Origin of the sequence: Halopenitus persicus, assembly GCF_002355635.1 — an archaeon.
In the GTDB taxonomy this organism is placed as follows: domain Archaea; phylum Halobacteriota; class Halobacteria; order Halobacteriales; family Haloferacaceae; genus Halopenitus; species Halopenitus persicus_A.
This window is the reverse complement of record NZ_AP017558.1, coordinates 348,679-364,465: the sequence shown is the minus strand read 5'-3', so window position 1 is coordinate 364,465 and position 15,787 is coordinate 348,679. Positions and strand designations below refer to the sequence as shown.

Annotated in this window: 18 protein-coding genes; 13 read left to right on the top strand and 5 right to left on the bottom strand. The window is 66.3% G+C overall.

What is annotated here, in order from left to right; translation table 11 throughout:
• Positions 1-35 precede the first annotated feature (35 nt).
• The 4 genes from CPZ00_RS01690 (at position 36) to CPZ00_RS15215 (ending at position 4,226) form a co-directional block, all read left to right on the top strand.
• Positions 36-281 carry a DUF7127 family protein gene (locus CPZ00_RS01690; protein ID WP_096389089.1) on the top strand — a complete coding sequence of 82 codons (246 nt, stop codon included), beginning with the start codon at positions 36-38 and terminating at the stop codon, positions 279-281.
• On the top strand, positions 278-2,551 hold the full coding sequence (locus tag CPZ00_RS01685) for a CDC48 family AAA ATPase (protein ID WP_096389087.1): 2,274 nt from the start codon (positions 278-280) through the stop codon (positions 2,549-2,551). Before CPZ00_RS01690 ends, CPZ00_RS01685 begins: the two co-directional genes overlap by 4 nt.
• Before the next feature lie 209 nt (positions 2,552-2,760).
• Positions 2,761-3,594 carry a TMEM165/GDT1 family protein gene (locus CPZ00_RS01680; RefSeq protein ID WP_096389085.1) on the top strand — a complete coding sequence of 278 codons (834 nt, stop codon included), beginning with the start codon at positions 2,761-2,763 and terminating at the stop codon, positions 3,592-3,594.
• 167 nt (positions 3,595-3,761) lie between these two features.
• A complete protein-coding gene (locus CPZ00_RS15215; RefSeq protein WP_157744154.1) occupies positions 3,762-4,226 on the top strand; it encodes a hypothetical protein in 465 nt (154 codons plus the stop codon).
• A 115-nt stretch (positions 4,227-4,341) separates the two neighbouring features.
• Here the strand turns inward: CPZ00_RS15215 and CPZ00_RS01670 are convergent, their stop codons facing one another.
• Both CPZ00_RS01670 and CPZ00_RS01665 read right to left on the bottom strand, forming a co-directional pair.
• Positions 4,342-5,331, bottom strand: a complete 990-nt coding sequence (locus CPZ00_RS01670) for an aldo/keto reductase (RefSeq protein ID WP_096389081.1) — start codon at positions 5,329-5,331, stop codon at positions 4,342-4,344.
• A 124-nt stretch (positions 5,332-5,455) separates the two neighbouring features.
• The gene (locus CPZ00_RS01665) at positions 5,456-6,196 is read right to left on the bottom strand and encodes a DUF47 domain-containing protein (protein WP_096389078.1); all 741 of its coding nucleotides are present in this window, start codon (positions 6,194-6,196) and stop codon (positions 5,456-5,458) included.
• 121 nt (positions 6,197-6,317) lie between these two features.
• Here CPZ00_RS01665 and CPZ00_RS01660 point away from each other — a divergent pair, with 121 nt between their 5' ends.
• Positions 6,318-6,830, top strand: coding sequence for a hypothetical protein (locus tag CPZ00_RS01660; RefSeq protein ID WP_096389076.1), 513 nt, complete (start codon positions 6,318-6,320; stop codon positions 6,828-6,830).
• A gap of 86 nt (positions 6,831-6,916) precedes the next feature.
• On the opposite strand, the gene CPZ00_RS01655 is transcribed toward CPZ00_RS01660, so the two are convergent.
• Together CPZ00_RS01655 and CPZ00_RS01650 are read right to left on the bottom strand one after the other, a co-directional pair.
• Entirely contained in the window at positions 6,917-8,380 is a 1,464-nt protein-coding gene (locus CPZ00_RS01655; protein ID WP_096389075.1) for an RtcB family protein, read from the bottom strand.
• A gap of 140 nt (positions 8,381-8,520) precedes the next feature.
• Positions 8,521-8,994: a GNAT family N-acetyltransferase gene (locus tag CPZ00_RS01650; RefSeq protein WP_096389074.1), complete on the bottom strand. Its 474-nt coding sequence runs from the start codon at positions 8,992-8,994 to the stop codon at positions 8,521-8,523.
• 100 nt (positions 8,995-9,094) lie between these two features.
• Between CPZ00_RS01650 and CPZ00_RS16065 the strand changes: the two genes are divergently transcribed.
• The 3 genes from CPZ00_RS16065 (at position 9,095) to CPZ00_RS01635 (ending at position 11,416) form a co-directional block, all read left to right on the top strand.
• Positions 9,095-10,255 carry a DUF502 domain-containing protein gene (locus CPZ00_RS16065; protein WP_096389073.1) on the top strand — a complete coding sequence of 387 codons (1,161 nt, stop codon included), beginning with the start codon at positions 9,095-9,097 and terminating at the stop codon, positions 10,253-10,255.
• Positions 10,252-10,689, top strand: a complete 438-nt coding sequence (locus CPZ00_RS01640; protein ID WP_096389072.1) for an archease — start codon at positions 10,252-10,254, stop codon at positions 10,687-10,689. The genes CPZ00_RS16065 and CPZ00_RS01640 overlap by 4 nt, the downstream gene beginning before the upstream one ends.
• Positions 10,690-10,939: 250 nt before the next feature.
• Positions 10,940-11,416, top strand: coding sequence for a 50S ribosomal protein L11 (locus CPZ00_RS01635; protein ID WP_096389071.1), 477 nt, complete (start codon positions 10,940-10,942; stop codon positions 11,414-11,416).
• A gap of 200 nt (positions 11,417-11,616) precedes the next feature.
• Here the strand turns inward: CPZ00_RS01635 and CPZ00_RS01630 are convergent, their stop codons facing one another.
• Complete coding sequence (locus CPZ00_RS01630) at positions 11,617-12,066, bottom strand: hypothetical protein (RefSeq protein WP_096389070.1); 450 nt, start codon at positions 12,064-12,066, stop codon at positions 11,617-11,619.
• 262 nt (positions 12,067-12,328) lie between these two features.
• Here CPZ00_RS01630 and CPZ00_RS01625 point away from each other — a divergent pair, with 262 nt between their 5' ends.
• The 5 genes from CPZ00_RS01625 (at position 12,329) to CPZ00_RS01605 (ending at position 15,770) form a co-directional block, all read left to right on the top strand.
• A complete protein-coding gene (locus CPZ00_RS01625; RefSeq protein WP_096389069.1) occupies positions 12,329-12,967 on the top strand; it encodes a 50S ribosomal protein L1 in 639 nt (212 codons plus the stop codon).
• On the top strand, positions 12,964-14,007 hold the full coding sequence (locus CPZ00_RS01620) for a 50S ribosomal protein L10 (RefSeq protein WP_096389068.1): 1,044 nt from the start codon (positions 12,964-12,966) through the stop codon (positions 14,005-14,007). The genes CPZ00_RS01625 and CPZ00_RS01620 overlap by 4 nt, the downstream gene beginning before the upstream one ends.
• An 18-nt stretch (positions 14,008-14,025) precedes the next feature.
• Positions 14,026-14,364, top strand: coding sequence for a 50S ribosomal protein P1 (gene rpl12p, locus CPZ00_RS01615; RefSeq protein WP_096389067.1), 339 nt, complete (start codon positions 14,026-14,028; stop codon positions 14,362-14,364).
• Positions 14,365-14,551: 187 nt separating this feature from the next.
• A complete protein-coding gene (locus CPZ00_RS01610) occupies positions 14,552-14,884 on the top strand; it encodes a DUF5615 family PIN-like protein (RefSeq protein WP_096389066.1) in 333 nt (110 codons plus the stop codon).
• Positions 14,885-15,029: 145 nt separating this feature from the next.
• Positions 15,030-15,770: a hypothetical protein gene (locus CPZ00_RS01605; RefSeq protein WP_157744153.1), complete on the top strand. Its 741-nt coding sequence runs from the start codon at positions 15,030-15,032 to the stop codon at positions 15,768-15,770.
• Positions 15,771-15,787: the final 17 nt, after the last annotated feature.

Here is a 15,787-nt window from a genome sequence, read left to right as displayed (position 1 = left end):
TATAGCTAACCACCTAACTTGGAGTTAGGATCGAAATGAATCTCACCCAGATCACCGACGGCGAAACCGTTCTTCGCCGCTATGAGTACCCGGACCGATGGGTCGTCGCCGCCGACCTCGGCGTCGACGACGAACTCGTCTCAGTCGACACCGTCGGCGAGACGGCGATCGTCGTCGTCGACCGCGACGACGTCGACGCCGAGACCGAGATCGAACTGCCCGGTCCGGCCGCTGACGCGACCGTGAACAACGGCGTCCTGACCATCGAGGTGGCCAAATGAAGCTCACCGTCAAGCCGCTCAAACAGAAGGACGCGGGCCGGCGTCTCGCCGCGATCGACCGCGTCGCCGCCGAGGAGCTCGACCTGTCGGGCGGCGACTTCGTGCGCATCGACGGCCAGTCCGGCAGCGCCATCGCGCGCGTCTGGCCCGGATACCCCGAAGATGACGGTACCGGCGTGGTTCGAATCGACGGCCGCCTCCGCCAGGAGGCCGACGTCGGGATCGACGACCGCGTGACCGTCGAGAAGGTCGAGGTCAAGCCGGCCGATCGAGTGACCGTCGCGCTCCCTCAGCGGCTGGGGATTCGCGGCAACATCGACGCGCTGATCCGCCGCGAGCTCGGCGGCCAGCCCGTGACGCCCGGCCAGAACGTCCAGTTGCCGCTCGGATTCGGCTTCATGGGCGGCCAGTCGCAGGCGGTCCCGCTGAAGGTCGCCTCGACCACGCCCTCGGGAACGGTCGTCGTCACCGACAGCACGGAGATCGAGATCTCCGAAAAGCCCGCCGAGGAGATCGTCGAGAACGTCGGCGGCGCCGGTGCGGGCGGCGACCCGACGCCCGACGTCGCCTACGAGGACATCGGAGGCCTCGACGACGAGCTCGAGCAGGTCCGCGAGATGATCGAGCTGCCGATGCGCCACCCCGAGCTGTTCAAGCGGCTCGGCATCGACCCGCCGAAGGGCGTCCTGCTGCACGGGCCACCCGGCACCGGCAAGACGCTGATCGCGAAGGCCGTCGCCAACGAGATCGACGCCAGCTTCCACACGGTCTCCGGGCCGGAGATCATGTCGAAGTACTACGGCGAGTCCGAGGAGCAGCTGCGCGACGTCTTCGAGGAGGCCTCCGAGGACGCGCCGGCGATCATCTTCATGGACGAGCTCGACTCGATCGCTCCCAAGCGCGAGGAGGCCGGCGGCGACGTCGAGCGGCGCGTGGTCGCCCAGCTCCTCTCGCTGATGGACGGCCTCGAGGAGCGCGGCCAGGTCGTCGTCATCGGCGCCACCAACCGCGTGGACGCGATCGACCCCGCGCTCCGGCGCGGCGGCCGGTTCGACCGCGAGATCGAGATCGGCGTGCCCGATCGCGACGGCCGCAAGGAGATCCTGCAGGTCCACACGCGGAACATGCCGCTCGTGGACGGGATCGACCTCGACGAGTACGCGGAGAACACCCACGGCTTCGTCGGCGCCGACCTCGAGAGCCTGGCGAAGGAGTCCGCGATGCACGCGCTGCGCCGCATCCGCCCGCAGCTGGACCTCGAATCCGACGAGATCGACGCGGACGTACTCCAGTCGATCCAGGTCACCGAGCGCGACCTCAAGGAAGCGCTGAAGGGCATCGAGCCCTCCGCGCTCCGTGAGGTCTTCGTCGAGGTTCCCGACGTCACCTGGGCGGACGTCGGCGGGCTCGGGGAGACCAAGGAACGGCTCCGCGAGACCGTCCAGTGGCCCCTCGAGTACCCCGAGGTGTTCGACCAGCTCGACATGGAGGCCGCCAAGGGCGTATTGCTGTACGGCCCGCCCGGCACCGGCAAGACGCTGCTGGCGAAGGCGGTCGCAAACGAGGCGGAGTCGAACTTCATCTCGATCAAGGGCCCCGAGCTGTTGAACAAGTTCGTCGGCGAGTCCGAGAAGGGCGTCCGCGAGGTCTTCTCGAAGGCTCGCGAGAACGCGCCGACGATCGTGTTCTTCGACGAGATCGACTCGATCGCGACCGAACGCGGGCAGAACACGGGCGACTCGGGCGTCGGCGAGCGGGTCGTCTCCCAGCTGCTCACCGAGCTCGACGGTCTCGAGTCGCTGGAGGACGTCGTGGTGATCGCCACCACGAACCGTCCGGACCTCATCGACTCGGCGCTGTTGCGCCCCGGTCGGCTCGACCGGCACGTCCACGTGCCCGTCCCCGACGAGGACGCTCGCCGCCGGATCTTCGAGGTCCACACGCGCGAGAAGCCGCTCGCGGACGACGTCGACCTCGACGAACTGGCGCGTCGGACCGAGGGCTACGTCGGCGCCGACATCGAGGCGGTCGCCCGCGAGGCCTCGATGAACGCCTCCCGGGAGTTCATCGCCAGCGTCGACAAGGAGGAGGTCGGCGAGTCGGTCGGGAACGTCCGCGTGACGATGGCCCACTTCGAGGATGCGCTCGATGAAGTCAACCCGAGCGTGACCGCCGAGACCCGCGAGCGCTACGAGGAGATCGAGAAACAGTTCAAGCGCTCCGAGGTCGAAACGGAACCCGAGGCGACGCCGGGCGGCGCCTTCCAGTAGGCGCACGAACCCGGCCGGACACGCCTCAAAAAGCCGACACACTTCAACAGCCGGACGGGCCTCAAAAGCGGACACGCCGTCGGCGAGTACGGACGGCGTGTACCGTCGGTGGTCCCGCAGCCCTCGGAATCGGTGCGTAGAATATAAACGTTCGATCCGTCTAATTCGCTTCGAATGCGGATCGAACCCGTCACCGGGAGCGCCGCCGAATGACGACCTGGATGGACGTCGCCGTGATCGCCTTTCTCGCCCAGCTCGCGGTGCTGCCGGGCGAGAAGGTCCAGTTCATCATCGCCGGCCTGTCGACGCGGTACAACCCCCTGTTGGTCGTGGCCGCCGCCGGGAGCGCCTTCGCCGGTTGGACGGTCCTCGAGATCGCGTTCGGAAGCTACGTTCAGCGGGTGCTTCCGGCCGTCTATCTCGACCTGCTCACCGGGTTGTTGTTCCTGTTCTTCGCCGTCGCGTTGTTGCGGTCCGCGCCCTCGCGGACGCGGACGGACGGCGGGTCGGCCGCCGCCACACCGGACGACGACAACACCGACGCCGCCGACGTGAACGCCGACGCCGCCGACGCCACCGCTGCCACCCCCGACCGCGTCGCGGCCGGCGAGGACGCCTCGCTCCCGGACGACGACGGCGGGACGAGCATGCTCGACGGGGAGCTCGACGTGCGCGTTCCCTATCTCGGGTGGCGAATACCCAACGCGTTCGGGGGATTCCTCCCGATCTTCGCGCTGATGGCGTTCGGCGAGTTCGGGGACAAGACCCAGCTCGTCACGATCGGGCTGGCCGCCCAGTACCCCGCGTTCCCGGCGGCCATCTGGGCGGGCGAGATGGCGGCCATCATCCCGGTCAGCCTCGTGAACGCGTTCGTGTTCTTCCGGTTCGCGAACCGGTTCGACCTCCGGACGGCACACCACCTGGCGGGGGCCGCCTTCGCGTTCTTCGGGATCGACACGCTGCAGGCGATCGTGACCGGCGTCTCGGTCTGGGACACCGTCGTCGAGGCGGCGGCGGCGACGATCCTCACGCTCGTCGGATAGCGACCGTCGGCTCTGTTGAAACCCTCAGGGGCTGATACGTCGGACTCCCACCTCGTTCGAGACAGGAGACTCACGGATCGCTCAGTCCAGAGATTGTATCTTTCATCCCCATCGGCTCGTTCACCGTGGAAAAAAAAAATATCACAACTTGACACGCAAGCAGTCGTATGTCCCCGACTCGTCGGCAGTTCCTCCTCGGAAGTACAGGCGGTATCACCGCGATTGCAGGGTGTGCGGCGCTCTCCGATCCGGAGCAGTCCCTGCTGATTTCGGTCCACAATTATACCGATTCACGTCACGAGGGAGCCCTTCTCATCGAGAACGGTGACACGGTGGTAGCCCGCCAGTATATGGAGGTCGCTGGAGCTCCGCCTGACGAATGGACGACAGTAGAAACAGAGATCGCACTCGGTAAGATGCCCACTGGTACCCGTCTCGACGTGACAGCATCGTTCGGCGATGGCCACGAGCAAACCGAGTCGATCACGCTGGATTGCCACCCCGAATATACTGGCGACGCCATATTCGTACAATTTGAGCCCGAACGTCCTACCAATCCACAATTGAGGAACGTTTGCTATGACGAGTTCCCATCGGCCGAAACATTCCAGGGAGATGCCAATCAATCATAGCCGATTACTGTATACGCAGCCTCCATCGATCGGCTGTTTCAGTCAGAATGTCTGAAGAATAGGATTTCAACGGAGCCCGACCGTCCGCACTCTCGATCGGGCCTGGCCTGGACTGCTACTCGTGGCCGTTCACCGCGACCGGTCCGTACGGCTCCGCGAGATATGCCCGGTCGCTCTCCGAGAGGTCGATCTCGAGCGCCTCGACGGCCTCCTCCAAGTGTTCGACGCTCGTCGTCCCGACGATGGGCGCGTCGACCGCATCCTGGTGGAGGAGCCACGCGAGCGCGATCTGCGCCATCGTGACGCCCTTTTCGGCCGCGAGCTCCGCGACGCGGTCGTTGATCTCGTCGCCGCCGTTCGCGCGATAGGTGTCGATCCGCTCGGCGAACCGGCCGTCGTTCATATACTTGCCGCGGGTCGTCTCGAGGAACTCCTCGTGGGGGCGGGTGAGGTACCCGCGTGCGAGCGGGCTCCACGGGATGACGCCGATCCCCTCGCGGTCACAGAGGGGCACCATCTCGCGTTCCTCCTCGCGGTAGGCGAGGTTGTAGTGGTTCTGCATAGTTTGGAACCGTTCCAGCCCGAGATCGTCGCTCGTGTGGAGGGCCCGCGAGAACTGATGGGCCCACTGCGAGGAGGTGCCGATGTAACGGACCTGGTTTCGGCGAACGGCGTCGTCGAGCGCCCGAAGGGTCTCGTCGATCGGGGCATCGTAATCCCACCGATGCGTCTGATAGAGGTCGATCGTGTCCATCCCGAGGCGGTCGAGGCTGTTCGACAGCTCCTGATCGATCGCCTTGCGCGAGAGCCCGCCGGCGTTGGGATTCGTCCCGTCCATCTCCCCGTAGACCTTCGTGGCCACCACCTGCCGGTCGCGGTCGTATCCCTCCAACGCGTTCCCGAGGACGCGTTCGGACTCGCCGTTCGAGTAGACGTTCGCCGTGTCGAAGAAGTTGATGCCGAGATCGATCGCCCGTTCGATGATCGCCCGGCTCTCCCCCTCGTCGAGGACCCACTCGCGCCAGTCGCTCGATCCGAAGCTCATACAGCCGAGGCAGATCCGGCTGACCTCCATTCCCGTGTCGCCCAGCGTCGTGTACTCCATGGTATCGTTACTCGTGGATTCGTCCTAAGGGTTGTGACCGGTTCCCATCACCGGAGCGTGGCGGCCGAACGGGGGCGTCGAAATTCCGACGATGCTGTCGACTCTTCGGAGATCGGTCGGTCGTTCAGTCGTTCGACTCGGTCGTTCGGGTATTCGACTCGGTCGTGATCCACGATTCAGTGCTCGAGATCAGCACGAGCGTATCGGTCACGTCCTCCATCGCGTCGAGGATCTCGTCGAAGCGGAGCGCGACGGTCCGGAAGACGAACGGACGGTCGATGGCGTCATCGGCGAACGCGGTCTCGATCACCTCGTTCCGGCTCTCGTCGACCGCGCTCTCGGCGCCCCGGACCGTGGCGATCTCCGCGGCGATCGAGTCCGACCGCGAGGGGGAGCGCAACAGCCGGACATAGCACGCGACGGCGTCCGCGAGCGCGTCCATCGCCCGCTCGGCACACCGCGCCATCTCCGCGTAGCGGTCAAAGGTGGCGGCCTCCCGCGGCGGCTTGATCGTGACCAACTCCTCGGCGAGGCGTTCGACCGCGTTCGGTATCTCGTCGAGCCGCTGATAGAGATCGAGCACGCGCGGCGAGTTGAGGTGGATCCGGGCGTTCCGCAGCCCGATCTCCCGGGCGTCGGCGTTCGTGATCTGCGCGGAGATGTCCCGCTTGAGGCGGTCGCAGTCGCTTTCGCGAGCCGTGATCGCGTCGACCAGCTCCCGGACCGTGGGATCATCGGCACCCCCGTCGATGTACGCATCGAACAGGTCCGACAGCAGGCGGACACACTCGTCGATCCGGTCGAGATACGCCTCCGTCCGCGAGACGATCCGGTCGTCGAACCGCCGTTCGGGTTGTGCGGCCATCGGTCGATCCCAGGCCCGTCGGCCCGAAGTAGTCTTCTAAGTGGCCTATATAGCGGTCCCCGTCGATCCATACCCATTCGGGTCGACGTCGACTTACCGCTCCGGGTCCGACGATCGATCGATGGGCTACCCGGTCACGTACTACTGTCCGCACTGTGAAACCCTCGTGGAGGTCCAGCGGGAGGGCTACCTCAACGACAAGGCGGTCACGCCGTACCCGCTCGAGGGGTGGACCTACGTCGACCCCGACGTCGCGTTCGGCTCCGCCGGATCGGCAGCCGACGTGTCGGCGGGATCGGCGGACCGCGAGCCGTCCGACGCCGACGGCGTCCGGTTCGTCTGTGGAGAGAGCGCCGGCGTGACCTGGGCGCCGGAGACGGCCGAGATGGCGTCCGAAACCGTCGACGGAAACACCGACGCCACCGGCACCGACGATGACGATCGCGCCGACGTCGGCTGCGGCGAGCCCTTTTACCTCTCGTTCGTTCGCTTCGAGGACGGGCGGGAGGTCGATCCAAGAAGCGGCACGAGCGGGGAACGCATCCGGCTCAACCTCGGTCGGGAGCCGGACAGCCCTCGCGGCCCGACCGGCCCGTCGGGCCCCGACGGCGGGTCGGGCGGATTCTGGGGGTGATCCCGGTGTCGGGGTCGGCGAGAAATCCGGCGTGAGACGGATCCGGACGTCCTCTTTCACATACCGGATCCGGCCGAACGCCCGGACTAGCCCTTGATGTTACAGACGGGGAACGTCCGGGCGACCGTGTCGCCGATCCCCAACGCGTCGCTGACGCGGACGACCTCGTCCACGTCCTTATAAACGCCGGGCGCCTCCTCGGCGATCGTCGCGCCGCTCTGGGCCTTCACGTAGATCCGCTCCTGCTCCTCGAGTTCCTCCTGCACGTCGCCGCCCCAGAAGTCGCGTTTGGCCTGCGTGCGGCTCATCAACCGCCCGGCGCCGTGGGCCGTCGAGCCGAAGGAGACGTCGAGGGAGTTCTCGCCGCCCCGCAGGACGTAGGAGCCGGCGCCCATGCTCCCCGGGATGATGACGGGCTGGCCGACGTCGCGGTAGACCGCCGGAACCTCCTCGCGGCCGGCGGGGAACGCCCGCGTCGCGCCCTTCCGGTGCACGTAGAGGTCGCGTTTCTCGCCGTCGACGACGTGCGTCTCGCGCTTGGCGATGTTGTGGGCGACGTCGTAGAGCAGCTCCATCCCGAGGTCGTCGATCGGGTCGGCGTCGAAGACGGTGCCGAACACCGTCCGCGTCCGGTGGGTGATGAGCTGCCGGTTGACCCACGCGTAGTTGATCGCCGCACACATCGCGCCGTAGTACTCGTTGGCGAGCTCGGACCCGGCGGGCGCCGCCGCGAGTTCCTTGTCGGGCAGCTCCTCGAGGAGGTCCCCGTGGCGCTTCTCGATCTCCCGCAGGTACTCCGTGCACGTCTGGTGGCCCAGTCCCCGCGAGCCGCAGTGGATCAGGACGACGATCTGCCCCGGCTCGAGCCCGTAGACGTCGGCCACGTCCTCACGGAAGACGTCCGTCACGCGCTGGACCTCCAGGAAGTGGTTACCGGAGCCGAGCGATCCGATCTGGTTGCGGCCGCGGTCCTTGGCCTTCTGCGGAACGAACTCCGGCCGCGCGTCGGGACGGCGACCCTCGTCCTCACACCGCTCGAGGTCCCTCGCGACGCCGTAGCCCGCATCGACCGCCCACTCGACGCCGTGCTCGAGGATCGCCTCGACCGTGTCGCTGTCGCCCGTGACGATCCCGCCGCCGCCGAGCCCGGAGGGGATCCGGTCGAAGAGGGCGTCCACGAGCTCCTCCTCGTGACCCCGAACGTCGTCGTAGGTGAGGTTTGTTTTCACCATCCTCACACCACAATTTATGTCATACCCGATCGCTCCGGGCGAGATACAGCCCTGCTCGGCGTCGATGGCGCCGACGCCGCCGACCGGGAACCCGTATCCCTGGTGACCGTCGGGCATACAGAGCGCGTACCTCGTCATTCCCGGGAGGTGGGTCGCGTTCCGGAGCTGGGTGAGCGTGTCGTCCTCGCCGATCTCCTCGAGAAGTGATTCCGAGGCGAACACGCGGGCCGGGACGTTCATCCCGCCCTCCTTCGGGATCTCCCAGACGTTCTCACGAACCTGCCGCAGACGGACGTCGCCGAACTCGCGGGTGGTCATACCTCGAGGGAGGCCGGGCAGGTGGAATAGCGTTACGACGCGGGGCGGCCGCCGGAGCGGGCCCCGTGCCGACCGGGAGGCGGTTCGACGGCGGGACGTCCGAGGTGGACGAGGTGGACGTTCGGCCGAGGATCCGCGGCTCAGCCGTGAACGATATCGGCGAGGCGATCGCGCAGCGAGTCGCGGCCCAGCTTGAGATAATAGGCGTCGCCGCCGTCCTCGTAGTAGTCGTTGATCCGGCGTTTGACCTCGAACCCGAGGTGCTTATAAAAGCCGATCGCGTTCTCGTTCGTCGACCGCGCGTGGCAGGTTACGGAGCGGTGCTCCTCGGCGATATCGGCGATCAGCCGCTGGGCGTAGCCCCGACCACGGGCATCCGGTGCCACGCCCAGAAACAGAAGGTAGCCGTCCCGTCGCACGCAGGCGAACGCGACGAGGTCGTCGTTTTCGAAGAGGAGGTGGGCCCGCGAACGCCGGTAGGCGTCGGTGAAGAACCCGCGCCGCTGCCGGAGTACGCCCTCCTCCTTGCGGATCGTCTCCTTGAGCTCCCAGGTCGCCGAGACGTGCTCGGCGTCGCCGGGCTGATCGATCCGCTTCTCGACGGTGACGCTCACTGAGCGGTGCTAACGCGGGCGTCGAATATAACTCCTCCGTCGCGACCGTCGCCGCTGCACGTCAGAACGATTATACTCCCGACTCCCGTTCGGGAGAGCAATGAGGACGGACCGGCCACTCGTCGGGACGATCCGCCGCGGCTTTCTCACCGGGGTCGCGGTCGTCGTTCCGCTGGTGATCACGCTGATCGTGTTGACGATCGCGTTCAACTACGTCTATCAGTACCTCGACCTGTTCTCGAACGCGATCCTCCCGTTCTCGCCGCGCATCGTGGTTCCGTTCGTCGGTGCGATCGGACGGGAGCTCCTCGTGGAGATCGCCACGCCGATCGTGCTCTTCCTGATCATTCTCGGCGTCGGGCTGGCGGTGAACGCATCGCGCTACGGCGCGTTGGCGGTCGACTATTTCGATCATCTCATCGAACGGGTTCCGGGGGTCGGGGCCGTCTACGAGAGCTTTCGGCGGATGTCGGACGTGATGCTCGAGTCCGATGGCGAGAACTTTCAGGAGGTCGTCCTGGTCGAGTTCCCCACCGACGACACCTACACGCTGGCGTTCGTGACGAGCCACACGCCGACGGCGATCGCCGACCCGGCCGGAAGCGAACGGGAGGGAATGCGGACGCTGTTCATGCCGATGGCTCCGAACCCGGTGATGGGGGGACACGTCCTGTTCGTTCCCGAATCCCGGATCGTCGACATCGATCTCACCGTCGAGGAGGGGATCCAGGCGCTGGTCACGAGCGGCGTCGCGATCGGGGATGGAGCAGACGACGGCGCGGAGGACGGGCCACCGAGTGACGGGGTGACGGCCGACACGCTGCGGGACGTTTCCCGGATCGGACACGTCGAACAGCGCATCGACCCGGCGGCGGCGGCACGGATGACCACCGACCAGGACCGAACGATGGCCGATCGAACCGAGCGGTACGACGAGGCGATCAACCCGAGCACGGCCGAGACACCGGACGCGATCGTTCGGCGGGAGCGGGACGTGGACGCCGAGTCCGAGTCGACCCCGGGAGGACCGACGCCGGCCGAGCGTGCCGACCGCCGTGCGGCGGATCGCGGCGCGACCGAGGTCCCGCCCTCCCAGCGAGCGGAGCGCGACCCACAGGAACGGGGCCGAACCGACGTTCCGCCGGAACGACACGACCCGAGCGACCGGAAGCCGGAGGGTGAGAGCGTGGAGAGCGAGAGCGTGGAGAGCGAGAGCGTGGAGAGCGAGAGCGTGGAGGACGAGGAGGGTCGTTCCGCGTGACTCACCGACTTCGCGACCATACTGCCGACGTGGCTGTCGAGGCAACCGCCGACACCCTCGCCGCCGTCTTCGCCGACATCGCGTCCGGACTCACGGAAGCGATGTGCGAGGATCCGCCCGCAGGCGGCGACCGGTTCACGATGGAGATTACCGCTGAGTCCGGCGAGGCGGCGCTGTTCGACTACCTCGATCGACTCATCTACGAGCGCGACGTCCGCGGCGTCCTGCCGGTGGACCACGACTGCCAGGTCCGACCGGCGGCCACGGACGCTCCAGACCACGACGCTGACGACACGTGGACCGTCGAGGCCAGCGCTCGGGGCGTCCCGCTGCGCGACGTCGCAGCCCGGGACGTGAAGGCGGTGACGTACTCCGAGATGGTGCTCGAGCAACGCGGAACGGAGTGGTACGCGTACGTCGTCTTCGACGTCTAGGTGTGATGGCTCCGAGGACCGACGTCTCTGCGCGATAACTCCTGCGAGATGGCTCCTGCGCGATGGCTCCTGCGCGATGACTCCTGCGCGATGACTCGGGAGACGGTCGAGCCCGAACGAGCGTGGGGAACGGTCCGCCCGATCGACCGGCATCGGAACGGGAAACGGACCGTTTGCGGGCTGTGCGAACCGCTCGCGTGCTCGAGGGCGAAGAACAACCGTTAAAAGTCGCGGTCGGGTTCGTACGCGTATGGCTGGAACCATCGAAGTGCTCGTTCCGGGCGGGCAGGCCAATCCCGGCCCGCCGCTCGGTCCCGAGCTCGGACCGACGCCCGTGGACGTGCAGGACGTCGTCAGCGAGATCAACGAGGAGACCGCCGCGTTCGACGGGATGGAGGTTCCCGTCACCGTCGAGTACGAGGACGACGGATCCTTCAGCATCGAGGTCGGCGTCCCGCCGACCGCCGAGCTGATCAAGGACGAGGCCGGGTTCGACACCGGGTCGGGCGAGCCGCAGTCGGAGTTCGTCGCCGATCTCTCGGTCGAGCAGGTCAAGACGATCGCCGAGCAGAAGTCCTCCGACCTGCTGGCGTACGACACGAAGAACGCCGCCAAGGAGATCGGCGGCACCTGCGCCTCCCTCGGCGTCACGATCGACGGCGAGAACGCCCGGACGTTCGACGACCGCGTCGACGCGGGCGACTACGACGACGTCCTCGCCGAGTAGTCGAGGTCGGACCGGCCGACGCAGCCTGGCGGGCGCTGGCCGACGCGCGGGTTTCCTTCTCTCGACGTACCGCAGTATGGACGCTTCCGCTGGGTGCTGCGATATGACGCTCCCGCTGGGCGCTGCGATATGACGCTCCCGCTGGGCGCTGCGATATGACGCTCGACCGTCGTGCACTGCAACCGCAAGCACCGCGACCGTCACCCCGGAAAGTACAGGACGAACAGCAGGAAGAACGTCGCCGCGGCCGTGATCGAGAGCACGATCGCGTACCAGATCGCGGCGGCGGCGAGAACGATCCGCCCGTCGAGGCCCTCGGCGGTGGGATCCCACCGACCCGCGGCCGGAAGCACGACCGCCAGAACCACCCAGACGAGGACGGGATAGCCTGCGGCCACGAGCAGCGTCCACCGGACGAGTTCGACGCCGCCGATTCCGCCCCGAACCACGACGCCGCCCAGGAAGACGGCGGCGTGGCCGAGAACGACCGCGCCGAACAGGAGGAAGTAGTTCAGCGCGTACCGGTCGGTGGGCCAGTCGTCGATCGCCGCGCGCACGCTCCCGGCGGCGAGGACGGGAAGACACGCGACGGTGACGAGGAACCACACGAACACGGTCGCCGCGATCGGAGCGGTCCAGCCGGACGCCACGGGCCGACTAGCGAGGGTCGGCGCATCAATTTTTCCCCGTTCGTGGCGTCGGCGTTTCCCCGTTCGTGGCGTCGGCGTTTCCCCACCCACGCGGTTGACGTCCGCCGGCCGACGGTCCTCCCGTTCCGGCCCTGTGCCCGGGTCCCACGCGCATCGCGGCTTCGACGGGTTTAAACGCCGCCTGGGGCAAGTCCCCGGTGAGACAGGCTTCGCCTGTTTCACTGACCCGTAGGAGCGTTCCTGCGTACTACGGAGGTGAAAAATGGCAGACACAATAGAGGAGGCAGTTTCTCGCGCACTCGATGAGGCACCCGAGCGGAACTTCCGTGAGACGGTGGACCTCGCGATCAATCTGCGCGATCTCGACCTCAACGATCCGTCGAATCGCGTCGACGAGTCAATCGTGCTGCCGGCTGGAACGGGACAGGAGACGCAAATCGTCGTCTTCGCGGAGGGCGAAACCGCCGTCCGCGCAGAGGAGGTTGCCGACGAGGTGCTCGACAGCGATGACCTCGAGGACCTCGGCGACGACGATGACGCCGCAAAGGACCTCGCCGATGAGACGGACTTCTTCATCGCCGAGGCCAGCCTGATGCAGGACATCGGTCGGTACCTCGGTACCGTCCTCGGTCCGCGCGGCAAGATGCCGACTCCACTCCAGCCGGACGATGACGTCGTCGAAACGATCAACCGAATGAAGAACACGGTGCAGCTCCGCTCCGGCGAACGCCGGACGTTCCACACGCGCGTGGGGGCGGAGGACATGAGCGCCGAGGAGATATCGGACAACGTCGACGTCATCATCCGTCGTCTCGAGGCCGACCTCGAGAAGGGTCCGCTCAACATCGACGGGATCTTCGTCAAGACGACGATGGGTCCCGCCCAGGAGGTGCCCGTATGAGCTCCGCGCGGCAAACCGAGACCATCCCCGAGTGGAAAAAGGAGGAGGTCGACGAGCTCGTCGAGTTCATCGACTCCTTCGCCTCGGTCGGGATCGTCGGCGTGGCCGGCATCCCGAGCCGCCAGCTCCAGCTGATGCGGCGCGAGCTGCACGGCTCCGCGGACCTGCGGATGAGCCGGAACACGCTCGTCGTCCGCGCGCTCGAGGCGGTCGACGAGGGCGTCGAGCAGCTCACCGAACACGTGAGCGGCCAGGTCGCGCTCGTCGGCACGAACGACAATCCCTTCGGGCTCTACAAGCAGCTCGAGGCCTCGAAGACGCCGGCGCCGATCAACGCCGGCGAGGTCGCCCCGAACGACATCGTCATCCCCGAGGGCGACACCGGCGTCGACCCCGGACCGTTCGTCGGCGAACTCCAGACGGTCGGCGCGGCCGCCCGGATCCAGGACGGCTCGATCCAGGTCACCGAGGACTCGACCGTGCTCGAGGCGGGCGAGGTCGTCTCCGAGGACCTCGCGAACGTCCTCACCGAGCTCGGCATCGAGCCCAAGGAGGTCGGACTCGACCTGAAGTCCGTCTACTCCGAGGGCGTGCTCTTCGAGCCCGAGGAACTCGCGATCGACGTCGAGGAGTACGAGGCGGACGTGCAGTCCGCCGCCGCCGCCGCCCGCAACCTCTCGGTCAACGCCAGCTACCCGACGGCCCGCACCGCCGGCACCCTTCTCGCGAAGGCGTCCGGCGAGGCCAAATCCGTCGCGCTGCACGCCGAGATCGAGAGCCCGGACGTCGTGCCCGACCTGATCGGAAGGGCCGACGCCCAGCTGCGTGCGCTCGCGGCCCACATCGACGACGAGGAGGCGCTCCCCGAGGAGCTGCAGGGCGTCGACGCCCGGGCAGCCGCGGCGGACGCCGAAGAGGAACAGGCTGACGACGAATCGGACGCCGAGGAGGCGCCCGACGACGCTGACGACGCCGACGCGGACGACGACGACGGCGACGACGGCGACGCGGGCGACGGTCTCGGCGCGATGTTCGGATAACACACGGAGATTACACCAATGGAATACGTTTACGCTGCGCTCATCCTGAACGAGACGGGCGAAGAGATCAACGAAGACAACCTCACCGCGGTGCTCGACGCCGCGGGCGTCGACGTCGAGGAGTCCCGCGTCAAGGCACTCGTCGCGGCCCTCGAGGACGTCGACATCGAGGAGGCCATCGAGACGGCCGCCGCGGCGCCGGCCGCCGGTGCCGCCGCGGGTGGCTCGGCCGACGCCGGCGGGGACGCCGACGAGGCCGACGAGAGCGAGGACGAGGCCGAGGAAGCCGACGAGGCTGACGAGGAAGACGAGGACGAAGGCGACGGCGGCGAAGGCCTCGGCGAGCTGTTCGGCTAACGCTCCGTATCCGGAGTTCGCGCCCACTCGGGCGCCCGACCACCAGCTCGTTCCTCACGAGCACCGTTTTTATATCAGATTACGAGCGTGAGCCACGGCCATCCGCAAGACGTCCCCCCGATGGACAGCCTCGTCGAACCTACCGGGCGATGATCTACTAGTGAGTCCGCTACCTGACCCACGAATTATGTTCGCCGAGCACGTCGGGCGTATCTTCGAGGGACTGCTCCGTGAACGTGACTACGACACCGTCCAGGCCAAAGATCAGTTCGGGGAACGGACCAAGGACGCCGAACTTCTCCAGTGGTACGCCGACGAGGGGATCGTCCTTCTCACGACCAACGCGAAGGACTTCGAAGACCTCCATCCGGACTACGAACACGCTGGAATTCTCGTGTACTTCGACCAGGAACTCCCGGACACCGACCCGGAGGGCCTCGCCCGAACCGTGGATGAAGTGTTTCGTAATGGCGGGACTCGTGCATTGACACACTATGCCTATCGCTTGACCTCCGCCTGAAGACGGTGGTATGCGCTATCGGTCTGTATCGGTACGGATCGACGGGCATCAAAGGTGAACTAGTCGATCTCGATGAGTGGCACGATTGGCTCCACGAGTGACCTTCAGCCAAGGCTTTTGACAAGCGGAGGATAACATCGAGTATATGTCACGGGCGATAGCGCTCCTCACACTCGATGTGGCATCAGCGCTCTACAATCCAACCCATATGCCGAACGAGGTCGTGCTAAAACACACTGATGGAGAACTTATCAAGGCGCGTCAAGCGGACACGGGAGATTGGCTGTCCGAGCGTCGTAAAGAACTAGAAGTGAACTTTTTGGAGGATGGGAGGTACGATACACCAACCTCTGCCGTGGCGGCTGTCGCCGATCGACAAGCGTTCGGGTTTCGGGCAAACGGCGAAGCTGTGAACCCGCTAACAGTTGTCGGTTCGTCCCGGAGTGTCGAGACAATCGAAGTCGAAGGGCTTGGGCTCGGGGGAATTATCGTGGAGGACGAACAACAACTCCCGCTCGCGGTGTACACGAGGAATGAAGTCTACTATCGAATCAGAATCTCGGAAGAAGAACGCGATGTGGACGTGACAGAGCAGATCGCGGTACTGGAGAAGAGAAAAGGTCCACGCGGAGAATGGACCGAGCGTAGTCGAGCCGAACCGAGCGAAGCGGGATATCTCTTGGAATCGATTGCTGAGGAGACGGATATGGAGACTACGTCTGGAGATAGCGACGAACTACAGGAATCGATCGACAACAAGCAGGAGTTATTCAAGGCCAGTCGCACGCAGGAAGACGAAGACGTACGAGAAAGAATGGCGATTCAGAACGATACTGTGTTCTCCCCATCGATTCCCAAGCCACGGCCCGTCGACTTCCCCAGCTGAATCCGCGGACATCAGAG

Excerpts from the sequence above, each read along its gene's own strand:
- CPZ00_RS01625 (WP_096389069.1), top strand. The coding sequence starts at position 12,329 with ATGGCAGACACAATAGAGGAGGCAGTTTCTCGCGCACTCGATGAGGCA.
- CPZ00_RS01680 (WP_096389085.1), top strand. The coding sequence starts at position 2,761 with ATGACGACCTGGATGGACGTCGCCGTGATCGCCTTTCTCGCCCAGCTC.
- CPZ00_RS01655 (WP_096389075.1), bottom strand. The coding sequence starts at position 8,380 with ATGACCACCCGCGAGTTCGGCGACGTCCGTCTGCGGCAGGTTCGTGAG.
- CPZ00_RS01610 (WP_096389066.1), top strand. The coding sequence starts at position 14,552 with ATGTTCGCCGAGCACGTCGGGCGTATCTTCGAGGGACTGCTCCGTGAA.
- CPZ00_RS01660 (WP_096389076.1), top strand. The coding sequence starts at position 6,318 with ATGGGCTACCCGGTCACGTACTACTGTCCGCACTGTGAAACCCTCGTG.
- rpl12p (WP_096389067.1), top strand. The coding sequence starts at position 14,026 with ATGGAATACGTTTACGCTGCGCTCATCCTGAACGAGACGGGCGAAGAG.
- CPZ00_RS01605 (WP_157744153.1), top strand. The coding sequence starts at position 15,030 with ATGTCACGGGCGATAGCGCTCCTCACACTCGATGTGGCATCAGCGCTC.
- CPZ00_RS01685 (WP_096389087.1), top strand. The coding sequence starts at position 278 with ATGAAGCTCACCGTCAAGCCGCTCAAACAGAAGGACGCGGGCCGGCGT.
- CPZ00_RS15215 (WP_157744154.1), top strand. The coding sequence starts at position 3,762 with ATGTCCCCGACTCGTCGGCAGTTCCTCCTCGGAAGTACAGGCGGTATC.
- CPZ00_RS01665 (WP_096389078.1), bottom strand. The coding sequence starts at position 6,196 with ATGGCCGCACAACCCGAACGGCGGTTCGACGACCGGATCGTCTCGCGG.
- CPZ00_RS01690 (WP_096389089.1), top strand. The coding sequence starts at position 36 with ATGAATCTCACCCAGATCACCGACGGCGAAACCGTTCTTCGCCGCTAT.
- CPZ00_RS01635 (WP_096389071.1), top strand. The coding sequence starts at position 10,940 with ATGGCTGGAACCATCGAAGTGCTCGTTCCGGGCGGGCAGGCCAATCCC.
- CPZ00_RS01670 (WP_096389081.1), bottom strand. The coding sequence starts at position 5,331 with ATGGAGTACACGACGCTGGGCGACACGGGAATGGAGGTCAGCCGGATC.
- CPZ00_RS16065 (WP_096389073.1), top strand. The coding sequence starts at position 9,095 with ATGAGGACGGACCGGCCACTCGTCGGGACGATCCGCCGCGGCTTTCTC.
- CPZ00_RS01620 (WP_096389068.1), top strand. The coding sequence starts at position 12,964 with ATGAGCTCCGCGCGGCAAACCGAGACCATCCCCGAGTGGAAAAAGGAG.